The organism is Streptomyces sp. cmx-18-6 (assembly GCF_046548915.1).
GTDB lineage: Bacteria > Actinomycetota > Actinomycetes > Streptomycetales > Streptomycetaceae > Streptomyces.
Window position 1 is genome coordinate 23,356 of record NZ_JAEBEP010000021.1, and the last position, 21,018, is coordinate 44,373.

The following is a 21,018-nucleotide window of genomic DNA, read 5'->3' on the forward strand; positions in this document are numbered from 1 at the left end:
CCCGGGGGTCATTCGGCTGCTTCGGTGATGACGGCGAGGGTGGAGCCGGTGGTGGCTTTGCGTACGTGGAGGCGGTGGGTGATGCGGCGGCGTAGTTCGGGGACGTGGCTGATGACGCCGACGGTGCGGTCGTGGGCGCGGAGGGAGTCCAGGGTGTCGAGGACGTTGTGGAGGGTGTCTTCGTCGAGGGTGCCGAAGCCTTCGTCGATGAAGAGGGTGTCGAGGGCTTGTCCGCCTGATTCGGCGGTGACGACGTCGGCGAGGCCGAGGGCGAGGGCGAGGGAGGCGAAGAAGGATTCGCCTCCGGAGAGGGTGTCGGTGTCGCGGTCTTTTCCGCTCCAGGCGTCGGTGATTTTGAGGCCGAGGCCGGAGCGGGCGCCGTGGGAGGCGCGGTCGTCGGAGTGGATGAGGGTGTAGCGGTTTTCTGACATGGGGGCGAGTCGGGTGTTGGCTGCGGCGACGACTTCTTCGAGGCGGGCGGCCAGGACGTATGCCTCGAGTTGCATGCGGAGCCGGTTGCTGGGTGAGGTGCCGTTGATCAGGGCGTGGAGGTGGTCGACGGTGCGGTAGGCGTGTTCGAGGGGTTCGAGGCGCTGGATGTGGGTGGTGAGCTCGGTGCGCAGCGCGCCGAGGGCGCGGGTGCGTTCGGTGGCGTGTGCGGCTGTGGTGGCGGCGCGTGTGTGGTGGGCGGTGGCGGCTGTGAGTTGCGCTGTGGCTTCTTCGTGGTCGGCGGGCGGCTGGGCCGCGGCTGAGGTGAGGTCGGGGTCTTGGAGGCGGGAGGTGGCGGCTGCGCGCTGTTCGCGCCACTGGTTGATCTCTTCTTCCAGGGCGCGGAGGTCGTCGTCGCTCAGCAGTGCTTGTGCTGCGTTGTCCAGGGAGTCGAATCCTGTGGTGCGGGCGGCTTGTTCTGCTCGTTCGGTGGCGAGTTGGTGGTCTGTCGCGGTGTGGGCGGTGGTGGCGGCGCGGTCGGCTGCGGTGGTGAGGCGGTCGGCTGTCTGGGTGAGCTCGGTGATGCGCTGGGTGAGGGTGGGGGCGCCGGCGCGGGCGGTGGTGAGCTTGTGGTCAAGGTCCTGGGCTTGGGCGGCGAGCCGGTCGTAGCTGGTGTCGACGGCGGCGAGCCGGGTCGCGGTGTCGGTGCGGTCGCTTTCGGTGCGGGTGTGTTGCTGGTCCAGGCTGTGGAGTTCTTCGGTTGCGGGGCCGGTGTCGGCGGCGGCTTCGAGAGTTTGGGTGAGGTGTTGCTGGAGTGTGGTGTGCTCCGCGGTGAGGTCGGCTAGGGGGATGTCTCCTCCTGCTTCGCCTCGTGCGGTGGCGGCCTGTTCGGTGAGTTCTCGCAGCTTGTCCTGGAGGGCTTGCTGAGTCTCTTGGGCTGTGGTGTGGCGGGTTTCGGCGGCCTGTTCGTCTGCGGCGGTGGGCTGGTCGGGGTGGGGGGCTGCGGGGTCGGGGTGTGTGGGTGAGCCGCAGACGGCGCAGGGTTCGCCGTCGGTGAGCTGGAGGGCCAGTTCGGCGGCCATGCCGTCGGTGCGCCGGCGGCGGATGCTGATGTGTTCCTGGGCTGCGGTCTTCGTCGCGGTCTGGGCCGTGAGGAGGTCCTGCTGGACCTTGGTGATCTTGCTTGTGTAGGAGTCGCGGCGTTTCGCGGCGCTGATGCGGTCGGTGAGCAGTGCCAGGGCTGTGGTGTGCCGGTGGCTGGTTTCTTCGGCGGTGCGGGCGGTTTCCAGGCGTGTCTGCAGGGCTTTGCGGCGTTGCGGTGCGTCGTTGAGCCAGGCTTCGGCGTCGGTGAGGTCTTGGGCGAGTTGCTGGCGCTCGCTGTCGAGTTTCAGCAGGTCTGTTTCGTGCCGCTGGAGGGAGGCTTCGTCGGGGAGCAGGGCGTTCAGTGCGCCGATGGTGGCGCGCAGGTGCTGTGCGGCAGTGGTGAGCTCGGTGGAGTCGAGGGTGGTGTGTTCAGGCTCCAGGAGGGTGCGGGCGTCGTGTTCGTCGGCTTGGGCGCGGGTGTGCTGGGCTGCGGTGGCGGTCGATGCGGCCAGGAGCGGGGCCACTTTGTGGGCTTGCAGGGCGCGTTGGCGTTGTCGGTCGAGGTCGGCGTGGTGCTCTGCTTGTTCTTCGAGGGTGTCGAGCTGTTTGCGTGTGGTGCGGTGGGCTTCCTGGTGGGCGGCGAGGTCGCGTACGGCGCTTTCTCGGTCGCGGAAGGCGGCCAGTTCCTGTTTCGCGTGGGTGGCGGCGGTGGCTGCTTCCTTCTCGAGGGTGGTGGCTTTGGTGTGCAGGGCGGTGGCCCAGGTGAGGGCGGGGGCGGTGAGGGTGACGGGGTCGGACGTCTGGGGTGCGCCGTGTTCGGGTTCGAGTGCTGGTCCGGCTTGCTGCTGGGTGCGTTCGGCCAGGCGCAGGACGTCGGTGCGTGCCTCGTCGCGTTGTGCGGCGATGGTGTTCTTGCGTGCTGCCAGCCAGTTCTCGACGGACCCGAAGCGGTGGGTGTGGAAGAGCTTGCCGAGCAGGTCCTTGCGGTCGGAGGCGCTTGCGCGCAGGAATTTGGTGAACTCGTTCTGTGGCAGGAGGACGACCTGGCAGAACTGCTGGCGGCTCATGCCGAGCAGGGCTTTGATCTCGTCCGCGGCTTCTCTGTGGGACTTGCTGAGCGCTTCCCAGCGGCCCTGTCCGGCGGGGTTCAGGGACCATTCGCTGAGGTAGGTCTCGGCTTTCTGCGCGGTCTCGCCGTCGCCGCGGACTTTCCGTTTGGTCTGGGCGGGGATCCGCCGGATTTTCAGGCGCTTCCCGGCGAGGGTGACCTCGAGTGTCACCTCGGTCAGGAGACCGGGGGCCGCGTGGTCGCTGCGGAGCTTGAGGTTGCGGTCGACGGGCGGCTCGCCGTAGAGGGCGACGCAGATCGCGGCGAACAGGGTGCTCTTGCCGGCGCCGGTGTCGCCGTGGAGGAGGAAGAGGCCGTCTGCGGACAGGGCGTCGAAGTCGACGGTGTGGGTGCCGGCGAAGGGTCCGAAGGCCTGCAGGTGCAGGGTGTGCAGGCGCATTTAGACGGTTTCCTTCTCCTGGGCGTTTACGCGGGAGGTGTCGATCGCTTCCTGGAGGAGGCTGTGCTCTTCGTCGTTGGGCGGGGTGCCGCGCACGGTGGTGATGAAGTCGTGGGTGATGTCGAGGTCGCCTCGTCCGCGGAGCCGTTCGCTGTAGGTGGGGGTGGTGGTGGCCTGGGCGGGGATGGCGGTGGGGAGGTGTTGCAGGTCGAGGGTGTGGGGGAAGCGCTGTTTGAGGCGTGCCATGGGTTCGTAGGGGCGGGCGGTGTCGGTGAGGGTGACGTGCAGCCAGGCTTTGGTGAGGGGTTCGTGGGCCGGGTCGGTCAGCAGGTCTTCCAGGCGGCCGGTCAGGCGGGCCAGTGGTAGTTGGAGGTCTGCTGGGAGGGGGCGGCGGGTGACGGTGGGGGCTGCTGGGTGGGGTGGCAGGTCGATCAGGGTGAGGGACTTGGTGTGTCCGGTTTCGGAGAAGGAGTAGGCCAGCGGGGAGCCGCTGTAGTGGATGTGGTCGTTGACCTGCTGGGCGCCGTGGAGGTGGCCCAGTGCGACGTAGTCGATGCCGTCGAAGACGGACGCGGGCGCGTGGTCGACGCCGCCGACGCTGATGTCACGTTCGCTTCTGCAGCCGGTCGCACCGGTGACGAAAGCGTGGGCCAGGACGATGGAGCGGGTGTCGGCGGGGCGGGCGGCGAGGTCGGCGCGGATGCGGTCCAGAGCTGAGCTGAGGACGGCTTGGTGGGAGGCTTCTTCGGCTTCGAGGTGCGTGCGTACCAGGGTTGGCTCGAGGTAGGGCACGCCGTAGACGGCGACGGTGCCGGTGGGGCTCTCCAGCAGGACGGGGGTGGCGGTGTGGGCCGGGTCGGTCCTCAGGTGCACGCCGGTGCGGGCCAGCAGGGCGGAGCCGACTCCGAGGCGGTGTGCGGAGTCGTGGTTTCCGCTGATCATGATGGCTGGTATGCCGAGGTCGGCCATTTGGTTCAGGCCCTGGTTGAACAGGCGTACCGCGTCCAGGCTGGGGATGGCCCGGTCGTAGATGTCTCCGGCGATGAGCAGGGCGTCGACCTGCTCGTTGCGGGCAGTGTCGCAGATGTGATCAAGGATTTTACGCTGGGCGTCGATCAGGTCTTCTCCGTGGAACCGGCGGCCCAGGTGCCAGTCCGAAGTGTGCAGAAACCTCATGCAAGGTGACCGTAGTCAGACGGTCTGAGGTGTGGGTGGGTTTTCGGATAAACATCGCTGCTTATGCGGAGATGGATGCAGATGGGAGGAAGGTTTCTGCACCCTTCTGGAGCAGTACTGACGAGGCTTGGTCACCAAGCGTGATTGTCAGTGCCGGCAGGGAAGATACAGGGGTGGGAAGGAGGAGAGATGACCTCTCCGAAGTCTGCTCGTGCTGGCTGTTTTCCCGCGCCGGGCGGGTGCAGGTGGTGTGGGATCGATGCTCGCTCCCATGCCCGTCAATGGGTGGAAGCGGTGGGCTGGCATGCCTGGGAGACACCGACCGATGAGCAGCGCAAAGAGCGTATGCGGGCACATCGCACGCAGCGGCCGGCGTCCGGTCAGTGAGCGAGTTCCTGAAGCTGCCCGAAGACCTCTCGTAGCTGCTGGGGAACGTCCTCGGGGGCGGTGAGCGTGGTGACCAGGCCGTTGAGCATGGCCGGTTTTCCGTTGGGGCTGGCCTCCGCCGCCTCCCTCTTGATCATGTCGAGAACACGGGCGCTGAACTTCTTGGTGCCGCGGTGCGCGGTGAAGTCCTCGGCGCTCCAGGTCAGGGGGGCGGGCCGGGGCCATCGGAGGTTGGCGGCCGTGGCCCAGCGTTCGTCGGTGAAGAGTTCTTCCAGCTCGTTGAAGCCGAGGGCTTCGCCGACGTAGGCGACTTGCTTGTCCAGGTCGAGGCCCGCTTTGCGGAGCTTTTCGTCCTTGAAGAGCTTATTGGTGCGGCTGTCGGCATCGATCATCAGCATGACCGAGCGTTTGCGCTGGACGAGGTAGCGGGCCAGGTGGAGGGCTCCCTCGTTGTTCTCGCAGGCCCACAGGGCGATGCCGGCTGACTGCAGGGACAGTTCCTGGGAGAGCCGGAAGAGCAGGGGGATGCACTGCTGCTCGGTCTCCCCCTCCACTGCGAGGAAGCAGCGTTCGTGGAGCAGGACGGAGTTGCGCAGTCCCAGTGCTGCGGCGATCTGACCGAGGTGGAAATCGATTCCGTCGTGACAGTCGTCTTCCAGGCGCTCCACGACGGTCCGGCCGCGGTCGTTGAGTCCCAGGTGGACGACGTCGGCGATGTCGACGCCGTCGATGAGGTTCATGGAGTGAGTGGCGACCATCACACTGACGTGCGGTAGGGCGCACTGCTTGCGGATGATGTCCATGACCGTGCGCTGGTGCCGGTAGTCGAGGTGGGTGTCGGGCTCGTCGTAGACGACGATCGTCTGGGTCGGCGCCTCGGCATCCGGCTCACCCGCGGACGCCAGTTCGGCCTCTGCCAGGAGGTTGCTGGTCCATTCCCACACCGCGAGCGCGATACGGCGGGTGCTTCCCTGGCCGGACCGGGTCAGGTCGACAGGTTCGCCGTCGGCCCGTGACACCTCCAGCGGCGCCCTCTTGAAACCGCTCTTGAACGAAACCTCGGGCCTGACCTGGACACCGACGAACTCGCTGCAGTGCCGGCGGATGTGCTGGCACAGCGAATCGGCTTCCTTCTCCAGGCGCTGGGTGATCTCCGCCTCGATCTGCCGCACCTGCCCTTGGAGCGCCTCGTCCTCCAAATGGGTTTCGTAGCAGCTGTTCAGCGCGGTGCGCACCGCGTCGTCGGGGCGCTCGTCCTTGCCGCCGAACATGAGGAGACGCGGCAGGCGCGTCTCGAGGTTCTTGGGCAACGGCTGCCACTGCTCGATCTGCGGTGCGGTTCGGGCGTAGGCGGTGACGGCGGCGAGCAGGTCCTCCTTGAGAGAGCTGGCCGGCGAGAGGCCGAACTCCGCGACGAGGTCGGCGAGCGGCTGCTTCAGGAGCCGGTCCAGGCCGTGCAGCCGGGTGTCGGCCGGCTGCTGGCCGAAGTACTCCCAGCAGGCCGGTTCCCCGGCTCGTGCGATGCGCCGGATCCTGATCGTGCCGGGAAGTTCCGCGGGGGCGCGTTCGGCTTCGTCCAGGGTGAAGGCGCCCTCGACCCATGTCTGGTCGCAGCGACGGCCGGTGGCACCGTCGCCCTGCAGGTAGGTGCGGTCCTCGTCCGTCAGGCGGTGCACTCCCAGGAGGAAGGACAGAGCCGTCAGGACCGCGCTCTTCCCGCCGTCGTTGCGCCCGGCAAGGATGGTCGGGCAGCTGACGGGGATGTCGGCGACTTCTGTCAGTGAGCGGAACCCGGAGGCGGAGAAGCTGTCGAGGTGCACGTGAGAACTGCTCCGTATCTCCCCGGCCCGGCCCGGCCCGGACCGGACAGGGGTGTGGCGTGCCGATGTCCCGCATGCTGATGAGGCACCTGCGCCATAAGCGCAGGACGTCATATTAAGTGGTGCTGGGCAACGGCCCGGCCGTTTCAGCCAGTCACGTGAGCCCGCGGCTGCCCGGGTCCTCGCAGCCCGATGATCGGATGCCCTTCGGCAGGCGTAAGTGCAGTGTCTTTTCTGTGGATTGAGCCGGGGAGGAACGGGCTCGAAGGGCGGTGGGGGCGTGAGCAGAATGGCTGAGTCGTTGGACGAACTGAAGTCGGTGAGAGGGGCGTTCGTAGCGTCGTGGGGTTCGGATGGGCAGGCCTGAGCGGGTCTGTCCGGCCGGCGGGTAGGGGCGTTGGGGGCCCATCCAGATGGGGGGAGTTTCGCTGTTCAGGTAGTCGCTCACTACTTGGTCCCGGAGGTATTCGAAGTCGAGGATGTTCTCGGATGAGGTCACGAGCAGTACGGGTGGTTCGGGGGGGACTGGAGGCCGGCAGTTCGCCTGGCCGGAGCGGGATGGCCCTCCCGGGTTGGCGGACGTGTGTTCCGGTGATGCGGTCCCACGCCTGTTCCCAGCGTCTGACCTTCCTCCGTGAGGCGCCCACTGCTTCCATGAAGGCGGTGATGTGGTCACGGGAGGGGATCGCCGCTCCGCGCAGGATGGCGCTCAGGCTGCTCTTGGGCAGCCGGTACCGGCCATCAACTCTGCAGCCGGCTTCGGCTTGCAGGAAGCCCAGGGAGGGCTGCCCTTCCCTGGCCCGCTCCTGGATCATGGCCCGGCGCAGCTGGCCAAAGGTCTCGATGACTTCTGGGTGGGTGAGGGCGGAGCGGACCGAGGTGGCCAGGTCCTGGAAGTCGGTGGCCGCTTCTCTACGACGCCGGAGTTCCTCTTCGGAGCGTCGGGCAGCCTTCCACAGGCGCAGAGCGTCTGCGGGGTCGGCGTCGCAGGCCTTCGCATAGGCTTTGACGAGTTCACGTGAAGGAACTTTTCCACTCGCTCCGCGGGAGAGCATCGATGCGGTGAACTGGTAGTTGATCAGCTTCGCCATCGCCGCGTAGGTGACGCCTCGGCGCTCGCGCTGGGCACGTAGCCACAGCGCGAGCGCTTGGGACTGCTGCGTGGTCGAGTGACAGCGGGGTTTATGCAGCCAGGGCTGCGGGTGGGGTCATGATGGCCTCGTACTCGACGGGGGTCAATCGGCCCAGGCGCTTCTGGCGTCGGCGCCGTTGGTAGGTCCGCTCGATCCAGGTGACGATCGCGATCCGCAACTCCTGGCGGGTGGCCCAGGTGCGGCGGTCGAGGACGTCACCTTTCCGTGCAGCAGTCCCCTTCTCATGGCATGAGCGGGTTTGCCGACTACCTGTCTGAAGCAACCGGCTCTGGCTAAGAACCGGACGGAGCTGAGGCAGGGGCGGTGGGGCTGTAGAAGACTGAACGTCCCTGCTTGGAACGCTCCAGCAGGCCCTGTGCAACGCCCTGTTCCAGAGAGTTACGCACCACCGTCACCTGGACCGTGCGCTCAGGGTGCGCCTCAGTCAGCGAGGCCGCTACTTCTGCCGCCGACCTAGGCTCGCTCTGCCCTCCCAGGTATGCGATGGTCAGCTCCAGCCACGTCGGCTCCCCCGCCTTCTTGGGCGACACAGCCTTCTTGGACCCCTTGCGCCCAGCGGCGGCAGCCGCCTTCCCTGCTGCCTTCTTACGGTTCGAGCCCCGCGCCGCGGGAACCGTGGCCCCCTTGCCGCCCTTGCGCTGCTTCACGGTCTGCTTGGGCGTGCCGCCGAGCACTTCCTGCATCTTCGTCAGGACCTGCTCGCTGTCCTCCAGACGGACCAGCTCGTCCTGCAACCGCGCCAGCTCGCTGCGCACGCGCTCCTGCTCGCTACGGTTCGCCGCCAGGTCATCAGCGACCCGCTGTGCATAGTCGGCCGTGACACTCTGAACGGGAAGGTTTCCAGGCATGTAAGTCCTCGGTTCTCAACGTGGGGGGCGTGTAGCGACGATGGTACCCACCCGGAACAGGCCAACCTCGCAGTCCGCCTGGCTAGAACGCGACTGCCTGGCATCGCTTCCGGCTGTTTGGTGGGTTGGCTGTGCGGCCGCTGCGGCCCCGGCGAGGTCAACGAGGGTGCCAGGTACGGATTTCCAGGTGAGTGATGTGGGCGTCGGCGTGGATGCGCCCGGTTTCGACAAGCCACCGGTGGATGGCTGCGGTGACGTCTCCGCCCGCCGCATCGACACGTCGGGCGATATCGGCTGCCGAGAAGCCGCCTGTTGCGGCCGATCCGTAAGAACGTTCCTCAGTGTGATCAGCACGCTGGATGACGCCGCGGCGGATGCCAGGCGAGTCGGTGCGGCTTCCCGACACGTGGACGTATCCGGTCTTGGCGAGGCGCACGGTGAAGGCCAGGCGCAGGCCCTGGCGGGCGGCTTCGGCGATCAGGGGGCGTAGTCGGGCGGATCCGGAGGCGATGGCTTGTGCTCCGGCGCGTCCGGTGCCGGTGCCGGTGGGAGTGATGAGGACGGCTTTGGTGCGGACGCGGGCTCTGGTTCCGCTGGCGGTGGTGCGGCGGGTGGTGTGGGGGGCGGCGATGGAGGCGAGTTCAGTGATGTCGCTGATGCCTGCGGTGTGGACGGCGGTGAGGACCTGGGTGAGGGCGGGGACGAAGGCTGCGCCCTTGTTCTTTGTGTAGAACTGGGAGACGAGGGAGGCGTCGCGGTTGATGATGCGGGCGATGTCGCGTTTGGTGTAGCCGGCTTGTTGGAGTTGGTCGGCGAGGCGGGCTGCTTCGTTACGGTGCGGTGCCGGGCGGTTCCTGCGGCGCGGTGACATCAGGCCCCCTCAGGGGTGGGGGCGGCGTGGTGGGCGGCGCGGCCCTTGTCGCGGAGGGTCAGGAGTTCGTCTTCGGTGGCGGGGGCCGGGATGGGGCCGGGGAGGTGGCCTTTGTTGAGGTAGTCGCCTGGCTGGCCGTGGTGGGGCCAGTTCTGGGGCTGGGTGAGGTAGACGGCGTCGGTGCGGAAGGCGACGATCGTGCCGGGCGGGGCGTGGAGGGCTCCGGCGTAGGTGTTGTCGTCGCGGTGGCGCTGGGAGAGCAGGGCGGCGCGGGCGGAGGACCAGATGTGGGCGGCCCATTCGGGGTGGGCGTTGGGGTCGCGGGTGAAGCCGGTGGGGCGTTGCCAGGTGATGGTCTGGTCGTCGAAGCCGATGATTTCGGCGTCCGGTGGGACGTCGCGTTCCATGGTGCGGGGGGTGGTGCCGGTGACGGTGCGGGGGCGTTGGGCGAAGGCGCCGATTCCGTAAAGGAGGAGGGCGCGGACGGCGCGGGCGGCGAGGTGGGCGGCGGTGCGCTGGTCGGGGTCGCCGTTCAGGTCGGCCTGGGCGGTGAGGGAGGACCAGGCTTCCTTGAGTTTCTTGGACCAGTCGTCGAGTGGTTTGCCGTCGTCGAAGAGGATCCCGTCGAGGATCTCGATCTTCCACGGGGTGTGTGGGTTGGACAGGGCGGTGTGGATTTCGGGTCCGCCGGCCCAGGTGGTGAAGGTGGTGCCGGGGGTGGCGGGGTAGTGCCAGGCGCGGTCGCCGGGGGCGGGTGCGGGGAGGATCCCGATGTGGGTCCAGGTGTCGGGGACGGTGACGCGGACGTGCCAGTGGCCGCAGGCGAACAGGGCTTTGGTCTGTTCCTTCTGTGACCAGGAGGCGAAGGTGGCCGCGGTGACGCGGCGGGGGGTGCCGACTCCGGATTTCCAGGTGTGTTTGGCGTAGGCGAAGGTGCGGTCGTACTCGACCAGGGCGGGGAGCTGTGCGGGAACGTGGGGCGGGGTGATGAGTTCGGTGCGTCCTTGCCCTGCGGTGGCGTGGAAGAGGCCGCGGAGCTCTTCGGACAGAACGGGGTAGCCGTCCGCGTACTGGCCCTTGGTCGGGATGGTGCGAGTCCACAGGTCACGGCCGGTCTGGGACGGTGAGCCCATCAGGACGGCATCGGGCCAGTGGCGGCGCAGGGCCTTCCACAGCAGGACGAACGCGTCACGGATGACGGCGGGCTCGGTGCCTTCGGTGTCGAACCACTCCCCCGCCGACCGGATCTCGACATGCTGCTCGCCGTGTTCGCGCTGGTAGCGGCCGACGGGGTTGCGGGGGTGGACGAAGTGGCCGGCCAGCCGGTCCTTGCCACGGCCGGTGTCCGTGCGCCAGCCGGGTGTGGGGGCGTTCAGCCAGGCGGCGACGGTGTCCTTGAGGAAGGGGTGCTGGTCGGCCTGCCGGTGCCAGGGGGCGCCCGCGGTGATGTAGATCCGCTCGACGCCGCCGGGCAGGACGTGGAAGACGGTGTTCAGGATCTCCGCGGCGCTGGCGGTCGGCAGGTCGATGCGGAACGTCTGGTCGCGGTGGACCAGCACACCGGTGTGCGTGTCGAGGAAAACAGTGCTGCGGGCCTGCTGGGTGAAGTTCGGGTGTGTGGAGGCGAGGTTCGCGGTATGGGCGAACCAACGATTCCCCTCAGGGCCTTCGAGGATGCTGGGAAGGGTGCGCTGTGCTGCCTGGGCCGCAGGAGGAGCGGAGGCGGCCGGGGCCGGGGCGGAGGGCGGCGTTGAAGGATCTGCGTGCGGTTCCGGTTCCGCTGCCGGTTCAGTGGCGGGGCAGGTCATGGCCGGGGCGACCGTGCCCGCCTGGGAGGGGGGCTGTGGGTGTTCGGTGCTGCTGCGCAGTGCTGTGTTCCCGGCGGGCTCGGGGGCTGGGACGGCTACGGCGGGCGAAGTTGCCGGTTCGGGCGACGGGGGCACGGGGACGGGGTTTGGCTGTGCTGCGGTGATGAGCCGGTCGGGGGCGAGGATCGGGGCGATCGCCACGATGTCGGCCAGGCTGAGTCCGGCGGCGGGCGCGATGCGCTCTGCCTTCGCCTTCTCGTATCCCGCGAGCGCGGTGATCTTGCGGGCGCGGTCCGTCTCCAGTTTCTCCAGCGCGGCCTGCGCCTTCCTGATGCCGTCCCGCAGGGCGCGCAGCTCGGCCAGCTCCGCGTTGTAGGTCTTTGCGTCCATCACAATTCCTTGCACCTGCAGGTCAGTTGGCGGAAGAGCTTTTGGTGGAGACGTACGCGATCGCGCCGCCAGAGTGGGAGGGCAGACGGGCGCCCAGAAGGAGGTCGGCGACGTCCCGATCAGCCGACCGCGGTGCAGTCAGACGCTTGACCGGGGTGGCCAGGTCCGTGACATACCCGGCCAGGACTGCGTCCGGGAAGACGTGCCGCCCGTCTTCCCTCTTCTCCCATGTCCCCAGGCCTGCCAGGACGGCCACCACGTAACCGGAGAGGGTCACCGGGAGCACTCCCCCGGCGGCCACACTGGCGGCATCGCAGCGCCACCCGCCCCGCAGGCTCTCCAGAAGTTCCCCTGGGGCAAGCCTGGACGAGAAGCCGGTCCGCTGCCCCTCAGGACCACCGGCCTGGCGGGCAGCATCAACACGCAGCACACCGATCTCCTTCACACCCAGGTGCTCCACGGGAGCGATAGGGCGCTCCCGCAGGGCCTGTACAACCTGAAGAGGGGTCATAACCCGCACGCCTCGGCGGGAGAGACCGGGCAGGACCTCTGCAGTAATAAGGCGGCGGAAAGTAGTGATGGCGCAGCCGAGTTCCTCAGCAGCCTGCCCCGTCGTGAGCAGCATTGCCTGGCTCCTCCCCGATCGAGGCTCTGTCCTTGCGAACGTACCGCCAACTCTCTCCGTAGGCAAGCCGACTCAGTTATCTGATCTGGCTTGCATCTAGTTCGAGAACAGGCAAGACCGAACGGCAACCGGCCCGTGCCCAGACCTGAAGGTCGCGAACTGCTTGGTGCGCAGCTTCCGGTGAAGGGGAGTTGGCGGGGGCAGCACGGGGACGCAGGCCCCGTACCGCACGGCTTCCGTGCTGCAGCTTCACCCCGGCTCGGCCGAGGCTCTCTTCCTTCACCCCGAAGGGGCGCCGCCAGGAGGAGTGGGGGGCCGGAGAGCGGATTTCGGCTTAAGAACCCCTAACGGAATGTCCTACGCGGGCTTGAAGGCGTGCCCGGGGGCGTGAACGAGCAGTTGCTACTGTCCGGACGTGACCCTGACTGACCTCAACAGCGGCTTTCGTGATGATGAGCAGCGGCGGCGCGTCCAGAGGGTCGTTCATGACCGCCTCGCAGACGATCGTGACCCGCAGGAATGCCGCTTCGTCATGCGGTTTTGGTGGCAGTTGGTCATGTCGTACCAAGAGGTGTCGATGGACGAGCTCAGCCTGAACGTCGGCAAGCCGAAGCTGGACGTGATCGAGGCGCTGATCAGCGCCATCAGGTCGTCTCATGCCGACATCGACATCTGGATCACCACCACACAGCAGGTCTTTCCAGTGGTCCAAGATCGCGGCTTCGGGGCCACTCAGGACAGCTGCAGTTGACGAGACCGGAGCTCCTTCAGCCGCCGCCAGCGGATGATGCTGCACGCGAGGCTGAGGAAGGCTTCGTGGATGTCATCGCGTATCTCCCAGCGGATGCGCAGGCGGCGGAACCAGGGAAGGTGGGCGAACGCTCGCTCGACGACCCAGCGTTGGGTGCCCAGGCCGGAGCCGTGCTCGGGTGCCGCGACGGGCGATCTGCGGCTTCACACCGAGGTCCCAGACCAGGCGGCGGTACTTGTCATGGTCGTAGCCGCGGTCGGCCAGCACCACATCAGGGCGGTGCCGGGGCCGGCCACGCTTGCCCCGCACGGGCGGTACAGCCTGGAGGAGCGGGATGAGCTGGGTGACGTCGTTGCGGTTGCCGCCGGTCAGGGTCACGGCGAGCGGAATGCCCGTGGCGTCGGTGATCAGATGATGCTTGCTGCCCGTCCTGCCCCGGTCGACGGGGCTTCGTCCGGTCTTGGCTCCCCCTTTAAAGCCCGGATGTGAGAGCCGTCGACCGCCGCCCGGGAGAAGTCCAGGGCGTTCGCGCCACGGAGCTCGGCGAGAAGGACCTCGTGCAGTCGGGGCCACACCCCGGCCTCGGTCCACTCGGCCGGCGGCGCCAGCAAGTCATGCCCGACCCGAAGCCAAGTTCCTGCGGCAGGTGTTCCCAGACGATCCCGGTGTGCAGGACGAACAGGATGCCCTGGAACACCAGCCGGTCAGGATGCCGCTTGCGCCCAAGGTGCCGGGCCCGACGCTCAACCTTCGGCAGCAGTGGCTCGACCACCGACCACAGTTCATCGTCGACTTCCCATGGCTTCGGCCGCGCCACCCTGCACCCCCGGATCGTCAGTTCCGGATCGATCCAACCACCTCGAAGATCATTTCGTTAGGAGTTCTTAGGGGGCGCGCAGGACGCCCGCATCGCGATGAGCCGCCATGCGGCCGAGAGGCAAAGGCAGTTCGTGACAGCGTCGTCGTCAAGGGCAGGAGTGACAGCAAGTGCGGGAGAGTCAGGGGTGCTTACGCCTTCTTCGAGGTGAAAGCGGCGTCACCCCTTCGGCCACAGCGGCCCGGCGCAGTGGCGTTCACGCTGGTGAAGAAGTGCGCTCATGCCGGGCCCGGTTGGCAGGTGAGAGGGCCTCGTGGAACGGCTCCACACCGCCGGAAGGTCATAGAGCAGGTGGCACGGTGGACGAGCGCTACCGGTCGCAGCCTGCCCGGCTACCGCCCGAGCAGCCGGTAGACCGGCCGGACAGAAGGAACAGGAAGCTACTGCATCGGCCGGTGACTGCGTGCAGGTTCTGCCGCCCTCAGAATCCCTCCTGCCGCGCCCGGCGGTATGCCAGTTGGAGCAGCGTGAATGTTCCTGCGTCTCCTCCAGCGTCCGGGTGCCACTTCCGTGCCGCGGCCTTGTAGAGCTGCTGGGCCGTGCGTTCGTCCGAGGCTGTCGCTTCCGCGAGTTCCCTCAGCAGGGGAAGGATCCTTGGGGTGGGCAGGGGTTTCTTGCCTGAAAGGCCCGTCAGTTCGGCGTAGAACCGATCGCGTTGCCCCTGTCGCGGCTGCGCAGACGCCCTCTCGGCGTCCCGATCCCGGGCCTGTCGGCGCCAGGAAGCCTGCTTGCAGGCATCCGAGCAGAACCGGGGTAGCCGGCCTGGCTTGGGGCGGCGGTTCCAGGACATGCCGCAGTGGAGGCACTCCAGCCTTTGTACCGGCATGTCTTCGCCCGCGGGAACTGATCGCTCGCGTCTAGCCATTTTCTCTCTCAAATTCCTCTGATCTCTGGGATGTTAGAAATGTTTTCGAGCACAGAAAACATGTTCTATTCGATTGAATATCGTAACGCTACCTACACACAGAGCGAACAGGCATCCTCGCATCCGTCCTGTGCGTTGCCGGTTCTTGGGGGTGCCAGGCGACCGGATTTATCGTAACGAAACGGGTGTCACACCGGTGCCCCGGCGGCACACCGTGCTGTTGCGAGACCGATTCCGAAGGATGGGTCATGATCCGCTCGATACACCGCGAGTGCAGACAGCACAGTTCACCCCGGAACCGTCCAGGTATGCCGCGAGCTACCGTCGCAGCTGGAAGGCGTCAATCTTGGCCCTTCGGGCATTCACCCACGCGGGTGACGACAATCGGGGGAGGTGTCCGACGGTAGGCGCGCCCAGGAATGCGGGGTAGTTCAGTGTTGGCGTGATGGGACAGAGGTTCCATCCGATCAGGAAGTTGCTAGGTAGGTGGCGGGACCGCTATATGGTCTGCTGCACAGGGAAGGTCTTTTACGACTGCGCCGGAAGGAGATACCCAGTGAACGTGACCAGGCGGAAGCTGTGGGCTACCCAGCTGGCGCGGCATGCCGCAGAAGACAGAGAACTCCTCCGCAGGGCGACGGCTGAGCGTCAGGCTGCCGAGGAAGCGCTGCGGTCGGCGAAGGAGCGGGAGGATTTGGTGGCCTTGATGGCTACGGCTTCCGGCACTGCCCTATCGAAGGCTGAGGCCTGGCTGTCGGCACTGGACGAGCCGCTGACCGAGGGCGAGACCGGCGTCCCTGATCCCGTCGCGGAAGCGTCGCCCTGCTCACAGCCGCGGGTCTCCGTCGCTGCCGTCATCCAGAACCTTCTGCGGCTACAAGTCGAGGCAACGTACGCGGAGATCAAGGATGAGGTCGGGAAAATGCGTCCCGATGTCAAAGCGGAGAACTGCGCCCGAGACCTGAACCGCATGGTGAAGCGCGGCATCCTCACTCGTCCCCGGACCGGTTCATACCGGCTTGCCGTCAAGGAGTCCGAGCCAGTGCGTTCCTGAAAGATCATGTCCTGGCGTGTGCGTAGAGGCACGGGATGCCGCCGAAGTGGGTTCGGCGGCCCCGGCTGCGCATGTTTAGGCCCCACGCGCACCGTCACTATAGCGAGACCTGGTGTCGGAAGGCGCGGTGCGTCATACCAACGTGTCTGTAATTCGAAAGAGGCCCCACGTGATGAGCTCTATGACCGGTGACGGCATCGGCCGCTCCCTCTGTTTCGCCGGCCGTCAGGCTGTGCGGGAGGTAGAGCAGTGACCAGCACGCACCAGACCCGTCAGCTATTTCCTACCGGCCGCGCGAGCACGCCGATTCAGTGGGCGGTCTCCCTCGATCTGGCAACGCTGAGCAGACCGGAAAGGCGTTCGGTCAGCTCTCTTGAGCTCGCTGGCCGTTCGGGGCTGGGGCAGGACACAGTCGCGGAGATCATGGCGTTCCTGGGGACGGTCGGTCTTGTCGAAGGCACACGGCAAGAGTGCGCCGCGACGGTGGCGGGCTGGGAGATCGCGACGGCTTGCAGGAAAGACGAGACCCAGGGGCGCCTGCTGCTTCTGCCTCTCTTCCTGGAGCACTGGTCCGTGCCACTGGTCTACGGCATGCTTCTCGACGCGCCGGTCGAGCAGACGGTACTGGTGAGCCGCCTCCGGGAAGCCACCGGCATCGCCGCCCGCCGGGCTCACTACCTCGTCGAGTGGTTGATGCTGGCGCTGGTCCTTCGCCAGGATCCAGCGATGCGGATCTCACCGTCGGCGGCGTGCACCATCGCCCTGCCGTCCGCCCCACCCGCAGTTGAGGGGGCTGACGAGGAATCGTCTGGTCTGCTGATGGGCCTGACCTTTGCGGAGTTGCGGAGCCTGCCTCCCGAGCACTACGTCGCCCTGCTCAAGCAGGTACCTGCTCTGTACGATCTCGATCCCGCCTGACGCAGCGTGGGACGCAGCTCCACGCTGCTCCGCTCGCTAAGACGCGACTGCTACTTGCACTGCCGCTCCACGTCACGGGCCCCCCTTGACCCTTCATCAGCGTCGGTGCCGCGTAGCCACGTCCCGGACGACGCCTGCCCCGGGCGCACGTCACGTGACGGCTTGTCTTATCTCCTGTCGGCTACGAGGCTCTCTCGCGGCCACAGGCTGCCTCCGCTGCGCCGCTCGCGCGATCAGCCGCGTACGTGCGCGCACCGTGTGCCCTCTGTTCCCGGTGGCTGTCAGCGGCTCCGTTACCTCTTCCGGAAAGATGCTGCTATGCGAAATATCACCACAATTAATGAACAATTACAGCTAAGTGACCGCTCTGCGCGTGGACGCGTGCTTCGGTGCGTGGACCCGGATCTCGTCGAAGCGCACTTCATCGGTGAGGCTGGTGAGGCCGTGCAGATGCCGTGGTTGCAGGCTGCGAGCGAGATGCGCCTGGAGGACTGCGCCCCGGTGTGGGAGTTCCCGATCCTCAAGGGCCGTCGCGTGGGCCCAGGTTGGTGGTGGACGGCAACGAACGGCGGCATGGTGCGCTACGGATTCGGGGCGATGCGCACGCAGTTGATGATGCTGGACTTCGATCCCCAGGTGGTTGCTGTGGCATGCCGTCCGGTGGAGCTGCGGTGGCGGGGCAGAGGCGGAAGGATCATTGGGCGTGCGCCTCATCTGATGGCGCGGCTGGTCGACGGCAGCGGACTGCTGATCGACTGTGCGGGTCGGCTGGGGGCGGGGCGGCGGCTGGTGCAGCGGGCGGTGCATGTCGATGCCGCTGCGACGGCTGCGGGCTGGCACTACCGGCTGGTCGGGCTGCCGTCGCAGGTGGTGGAGGCGAATGTCCGCTGGCTCGCCGGGTACCGTCACCCGCGGTACGCGCAGGATCTGATGCCCGGCCTCTCCCGGTCGTTCCGCACTGCCACGGCTCTGCTGGACGGCGTAGCCGCGGTGGGTGATCCCATCGCTGTGTGGCCTGCGGTGTTCCATGGCTTGTGGCGAGGGCTGTTGACCGCTCCTCTGGACACTCCGCTGCACGCGGGGACCCTGGCTGTCGCTTCCGCCCCCTCCGGGGCCGGGGTAGCGCAGTGAGCCGGCCGGTCTGGAAGATCGGGGATCCGGTGCGCGGTGACGGTCGGGAGTGGTCCGTGGCGGGGGTGGAAGCCCACGGAGCTGAGGGGCCACGGATCTGGCTGCTGGAACGGGGCCGTTCGGGTGGCCTGGCGGTGTTCGGTCTGGCTGCGCTGAGTGATCTCGGTTTCGAGTTGCTGAAGGGGCCTCCGCGGTTGCGTGTGCCGCAGATGGGGCTGTTGTCGACGGTCTCCGAGGACCAGCAGGTCCGTGCCTTCGCTCTTGAGCAGCACGTCCGTGAGGTGGAGACGGGCTTTCCCACGCCTGCCCTGGGCAGAGCGGAGCGGCCCAGGCCCCAGTACGACCCTGCGCTCACGACACTGGCGCAGCGGGAGCAAGCCAAAGCGGATGAGCTGGCTGAGCAGGGCTGGACCGCGGTGAGCCGCGCGACGGTCCGCAGGTGGCGCAAGCGCTACCACGAGGGGGGTGTGTGGGGCCTCGTTTCGAAGCGGGGCGGCTCGTCGCGGTTGCAGCGGGCCGACTCCCGGGTGGTCGAGGCGTTGCGGGCCTTGCTGGTTCAGGAGGCCCTGCGTTCCCGGTCGCGTGGGTGGAAGAAGCGGATGCGCCGTGAGGCGCAGTGGTGGTTGGACATCGAGTACGGGCCCGGCGTGGTGGAAGTCCCGCCGCAGTCCACGTTCAACAGCCTTCTCACCTGTGTGGAAGCGGTGCTCGGGCTGGAGGGCACCGTCAGCCAGCGGCGGGCCAGGGCTTCCCGGCCTGCGCCTCCGTTCACTCCGACGGTGGTGTTGCGTCCGGGTGAGTTGGTGATGCTCGACAGCACACCTCTGGATGTGCTGATCATCCTCGATGACGGTGTGGTGGGGCGGCCGGAGCTGACCATTGCGCTGGATGTGGCGACTCGCAGTGTGTGGGCGATCGTGCGTACGTCGGGCAGCAAGCTGACCGATGTGGCTGTGCTCCTGGCGCAGATGATGACCCCCATGATGATGCGTCCCGAGTGGCCGGATTCGTTGTCGATGGCTGCCTCGGTGATCCCCCACCAGCGTCTGCTGAGCATGGACGAGCGGCTGAAGGATGCTGCGGCACGCCCGGTGATCGTGCCCGGGACGATCGTGGTCGACCAGGGCAAGGTGTTCGTCTCGCCCTCGACACGGGCCGCGTGCGAGAGCCTGGGGATTTCCCTGCAGCCCGTTCCGCCGGCCAATGGACCGGCCAAAGGTCATGTGGAGCGGCAGTTCGGCTCCGTGAACTCCCAGTTCTGCCAGTACTTGGCAGGCCACACGGGGGCGAGTGTGTCTGAACGCGGCTCGAAGGTCGAGCGGGAACCGCTGAGGACCATGCGTGAACTGCAGGAACTTCTGGATGAGTTCCTGGTCCACTGGCACCATCGGCCCCATGCGGGTCTGCGCCATCCTCTGATGCCGAAGAAGGCCCTCACACCGAACCAGATGTGGGCATCGCTTCTGCCTGTGGCGGGCTATGTGCCGGTCCCCCTCGGTTCGGACGACTACGTCGAACTGCTGCCGGTGAGATGGCAGGCCATCACCGACGCGGGCATCCGGTTCGACTACCGCACCTACGATCACGCGTGCCTGCATCAGGAGCACACCAATGATCCCGCGGTGCGGTCAAAGGACGGATTGTGGGAGGTGCACTACAACCCCTATGACCCGGTGCGGGTCTGGGTGCGGCTGGCGGAGGGTTTCGTCGAGGTGCCGTGGATTCACGCGACGTCGGTGAGCCTTCCCTTCACCCACCACGTCTGGGAGCACGTCTGCAAAGTCACCGAGCGGACAGGCTCACGCACCGAGCACGAGGCTCAGCTCGCTCTGGAGTTGGATGACTTCCTCAAAAGGGCAGCGGGAAAGGCGAAGCTGTCCCGCACAGAGCGGCGGGTCGTGGCCCGGTCACGCGCCTCAGGCGCGGAACTTGTCCCGGTTCCTTTAGGCGGGCTCGACGTCCTGGGCGTTCCGACACTGTCGTTCGGTCTGGCGGGCGTGTACGCGGCGCCGGAAATCGACGACGAGACCATCCCGGACGAGGACGACGGCTTCCTGGACGGGGCCTGCCAGCTGCCTGCTGAACCGGCCGGTGGCTCTTCCATTCTCGACGACACCACCCCGGAGGGTGATCTGTGGCTGCCGTAACGCTGTGTCCCAGTGGCGACTTCTTCGAGGAGGAGCCTTCCCCCAGCCCGATGAGCGGGGCCGGTCTGTGGCAGGAGTATGTTGCGCGTCCTCGTGTGCCCGCACCGCCGGTAGGCAACTCCTTCTGGAGCCGCAAGAGGCTGCTGGAGTACCACTCCGAGTTCGTGACGCTCAAGACCCGCAGCTTGGACGAGGCTTTGTGTCAGCTGCAGTTGACGCTGCTCGTCAATAACCGGCACCGGGGCACGGCCAGGCGCGGGCTGATCGTGTCCGGGCCCCCTGGGGCGGGAAAGTCCACGACGCTCATGGAGTTGGGCCGCGCCTTCGAGCGCAGCGAGAGGACCCGAAGGCCTGGGCACGCCGACTGCCTTCCGGTGGTGTTCGCGGCGATCCCGCCCACCTGCACTCCCAAAGGGCTGGTCAAGGAGTTCGCCCGTTTTCTGGGCATCCCCGTGCACGACCGGATGACGGAGACGGTCATCACCGATGCGGTCTGCGATGTCATGGTGGCGCGGCGGACCCGGCTGGTGTTTCTCGATGACGTGCATCTGCTCAACACACGGACGCGTCCTGGCGCCGACAGCTCTGATCAGGTCAAGGCGCTCGCTGAGCGTGTACCGGCCACGTTCGTCCTGGCGGGCGTGAATGTGGAGACGTCCGCGCTCCTCACGGGTCCCCGCGGCGCGCAGCTCGCTGCCCGCTTCAAACTGCTGCGCACTCCCCCTCTGCTCAACGGCACCCCCGAGCAGAAGGCTCAGTGGCGCATCTTGCTGGGGGACATGGAGTCGGCATTGCGGCTGGTGAACCACCGGCCTCACACGCTGGTGCGTCACGCCGACTACATCCATCTGCGAACCGGGGGTGTGATGGCCAGCCTGTTCGCCTTCATCCGGGAAGCGGCGATCTGCTCCATCGTGGAGGAGAGCCACGCGATCACCAAGAAGCTGCTCTCGCAGGTCGTTCTGGACACACAGGCCGTGAACGCTGCACGCGCCCGGCGCCGCCCCGACTCTGGTTGAAGCACTGCTGTCGCAAAAACCGCCCGGGCAGGGGGCACGCCCCCCACCGGCAGGTCTCTCCCCGCCTGGGTGGGGCCGGGGTTCTGCACTGCACTTGCCGTGTTCGCCCGGCTCCGGCCCAGGGCCGCCGTTTCCTCTCCGCTGCTTAGGACTGCGT

14 protein-coding genes and 2 pseudogenes are annotated in these 21,018 nt (G+C 67.3%); 6 read left to right on the forward strand and 10 right to left on the reverse strand.

Annotation, left to right across the window (positions count from 1 at the left end):
• Positions 1-8 precede the first annotated feature (8 nt).
• The 9 genes and pseudogenes from ACLJPL_RS32340 to ACLJPL_RS32380 form a co-directional block, all read right to left on the reverse strand.
• A complete protein-coding gene (locus ACLJPL_RS32340) occupies positions 9-3,020 on the reverse strand; it encodes an AAA family ATPase (protein ID WP_411084515.1) in 3,012 nt (1,003 codons plus the stop codon).
• Entirely contained in the window at positions 3,021-4,196 is a 1,176-nt protein-coding gene (locus ACLJPL_RS32345) for an exonuclease SbcCD subunit D (RefSeq protein WP_392708636.1), read from the reverse strand.
• Positions 4,197-4,576: 380 nt separating this feature from the next.
• On the reverse strand, positions 4,577-6,403 hold the full coding sequence (locus ACLJPL_RS32350) for an ATP-dependent nuclease (protein ID WP_411084516.1): 1,827 nt from the start codon (positions 6,401-6,403) through the stop codon (positions 4,577-4,579).
• Between the two features lie 146 nt (positions 6,404-6,549).
• On the reverse strand, positions 6,550-7,494 hold the full coding sequence (locus ACLJPL_RS32355) for an XRE family transcriptional regulator (protein WP_411084517.1): 945 nt from the start codon (positions 7,492-7,494) through the stop codon (positions 6,550-6,552).
• 91 nt (positions 7,495-7,585) lie between these two features.
• Positions 7,586-7,753, reverse strand: a pseudogene (locus ACLJPL_RS32360) (IS3 family transposase); the annotation flags it as partial.
• Between the two features lie 76 nt (positions 7,754-7,829).
• The gene (locus ACLJPL_RS32365; protein WP_411084518.1) at positions 7,830-8,405 is read right to left on the reverse strand and encodes a hypothetical protein; all 576 of its coding nucleotides are present in this window, start codon (positions 8,403-8,405) and stop codon (positions 7,830-7,832) included.
• 157 nt (positions 8,406-8,562) lie between these two features.
• The gene (locus ACLJPL_RS32370; protein WP_411084519.1) at positions 8,563-9,276 is read right to left on the reverse strand and encodes a helix-turn-helix domain containing protein; all 714 of its coding nucleotides are present in this window, start codon (positions 9,274-9,276) and stop codon (positions 8,563-8,565) included.
• Entirely contained in the window at positions 9,276-11,474 is a 2,199-nt protein-coding gene (locus ACLJPL_RS32375) for a hypothetical protein (protein ID WP_411084520.1), read from the reverse strand. Before ACLJPL_RS32375 ends, ACLJPL_RS32370 begins: the two co-directional genes overlap by 1 nt.
• A gap of 22 nt (positions 11,475-11,496) precedes the next feature.
• Entirely contained in the window at positions 11,497-12,099 is a 603-nt protein-coding gene (locus ACLJPL_RS32380; RefSeq protein ID WP_411084521.1) for a DNA-binding protein, read from the reverse strand.
• Between the two features lie 415 nt (positions 12,100-12,514).
• On the opposite strand from ACLJPL_RS32380, the gene ACLJPL_RS32385 reads away from it, so the two are divergent.
• Positions 12,515-12,850, forward strand: a complete 336-nt coding sequence (locus ACLJPL_RS32385; RefSeq protein ID WP_367465419.1) for a hypothetical protein — start codon at positions 12,515-12,517, stop codon at positions 12,848-12,850.
• Here ACLJPL_RS32385 and ACLJPL_RS32390 read toward each other — a convergent pair.
• Positions 12,832-13,667: pseudogene (locus ACLJPL_RS32390) on the reverse strand (IS5 family transposase). The gene ACLJPL_RS32385 and the pseudogene ACLJPL_RS32390 overlap by 19 nt on opposite strands.
• A 1,481-nt stretch (positions 13,668-15,148) precedes the next feature.
• On the opposite strand from ACLJPL_RS32390, the gene ACLJPL_RS32395 reads away from it, so the two are divergent.
• The 5 genes from ACLJPL_RS32395 to ACLJPL_RS32415 all read left to right on the forward strand — a co-directional run bounded on the left by ACLJPL_RS32395 (position 15,149) and on the right by ACLJPL_RS32415 (position 20,861).
• Positions 15,149-15,646 (forward strand): hypothetical protein, encoded by a 498-nt coding sequence (locus tag ACLJPL_RS32395; protein WP_411084522.1) that lies wholly within the window; start codon positions 15,149-15,151, stop codon positions 15,644-15,646.
• A 249-nt stretch (positions 15,647-15,895) separates the two neighbouring features.
• Entirely contained in the window at positions 15,896-16,564 is a 669-nt protein-coding gene (locus ACLJPL_RS32400; protein ID WP_411084523.1) for a hypothetical protein, read from the forward strand.
• A gap of 393 nt (positions 16,565-16,957) precedes the next feature.
• Positions 16,958-17,695, forward strand: coding sequence for a TnsA-like heteromeric transposase endonuclease subunit (locus ACLJPL_RS32405; RefSeq protein ID WP_411084524.1), 738 nt, complete (start codon positions 16,958-16,960; stop codon positions 17,693-17,695).
• A complete protein-coding gene (locus ACLJPL_RS32410) occupies positions 17,692-19,842 on the forward strand; it encodes a helix-turn-helix domain-containing protein (protein ID WP_411084525.1) in 2,151 nt (716 codons plus the stop codon). The genes ACLJPL_RS32405 and ACLJPL_RS32410 overlap by 4 nt, the downstream gene beginning before the upstream one ends.
• 164 nt (positions 19,843-20,006) lie before the next feature.
• Positions 20,007-20,861 (forward strand): TniB family NTP-binding protein, encoded by an 855-nt coding sequence (locus tag ACLJPL_RS32415; protein WP_411084526.1) that lies wholly within the window; start codon positions 20,007-20,009, stop codon positions 20,859-20,861.
• Positions 20,862-21,018: the final 157 nt, after the last annotated feature.

Bases quoted from the DNA above. Each gene is read 5' to 3' on its own strand.
- ACLJPL_RS32340 (WP_411084515.1), bottom strand. From the start codon at position 3,020: ATGCGCCTGCACACCCTGCACCTGCAGGCCTTCGGACCCTTCGCCGGC.
- ACLJPL_RS32345 (WP_392708636.1), bottom strand. From the start codon at position 4,196: ATGAGGTTTCTGCACACTTCGGACTGGCACCTGGGCCGCCGGTTCCAC.
- ACLJPL_RS32355 (WP_411084517.1), bottom strand. From the start codon at position 7,494: ATGGCGAAGCTGATCAACTACCAGTTCACCGCATCGATGCTCTCCCGC.
- ACLJPL_RS32365 (WP_411084518.1), bottom strand. From the start codon at position 8,405: ATGCCTGGAAACCTTCCCGTTCAGAGTGTCACGGCCGACTATGCACAG.
- ACLJPL_RS32370 (WP_411084519.1), bottom strand. From the start codon at position 9,276: ATGTCACCGCGCCGCAGGAACCGCCCGGCACCGCACCGTAACGAAGCA.
- ACLJPL_RS32375 (WP_411084520.1), bottom strand. From the start codon at position 11,474: ATGGACGCAAAGACCTACAACGCGGAGCTGGCCGAGCTGCGCGCCCTG.
- ACLJPL_RS32380 (WP_411084521.1), bottom strand. From the start codon at position 12,099: ATGCTGCTCACGACGGGGCAGGCTGCTGAGGAACTCGGCTGCGCCATC.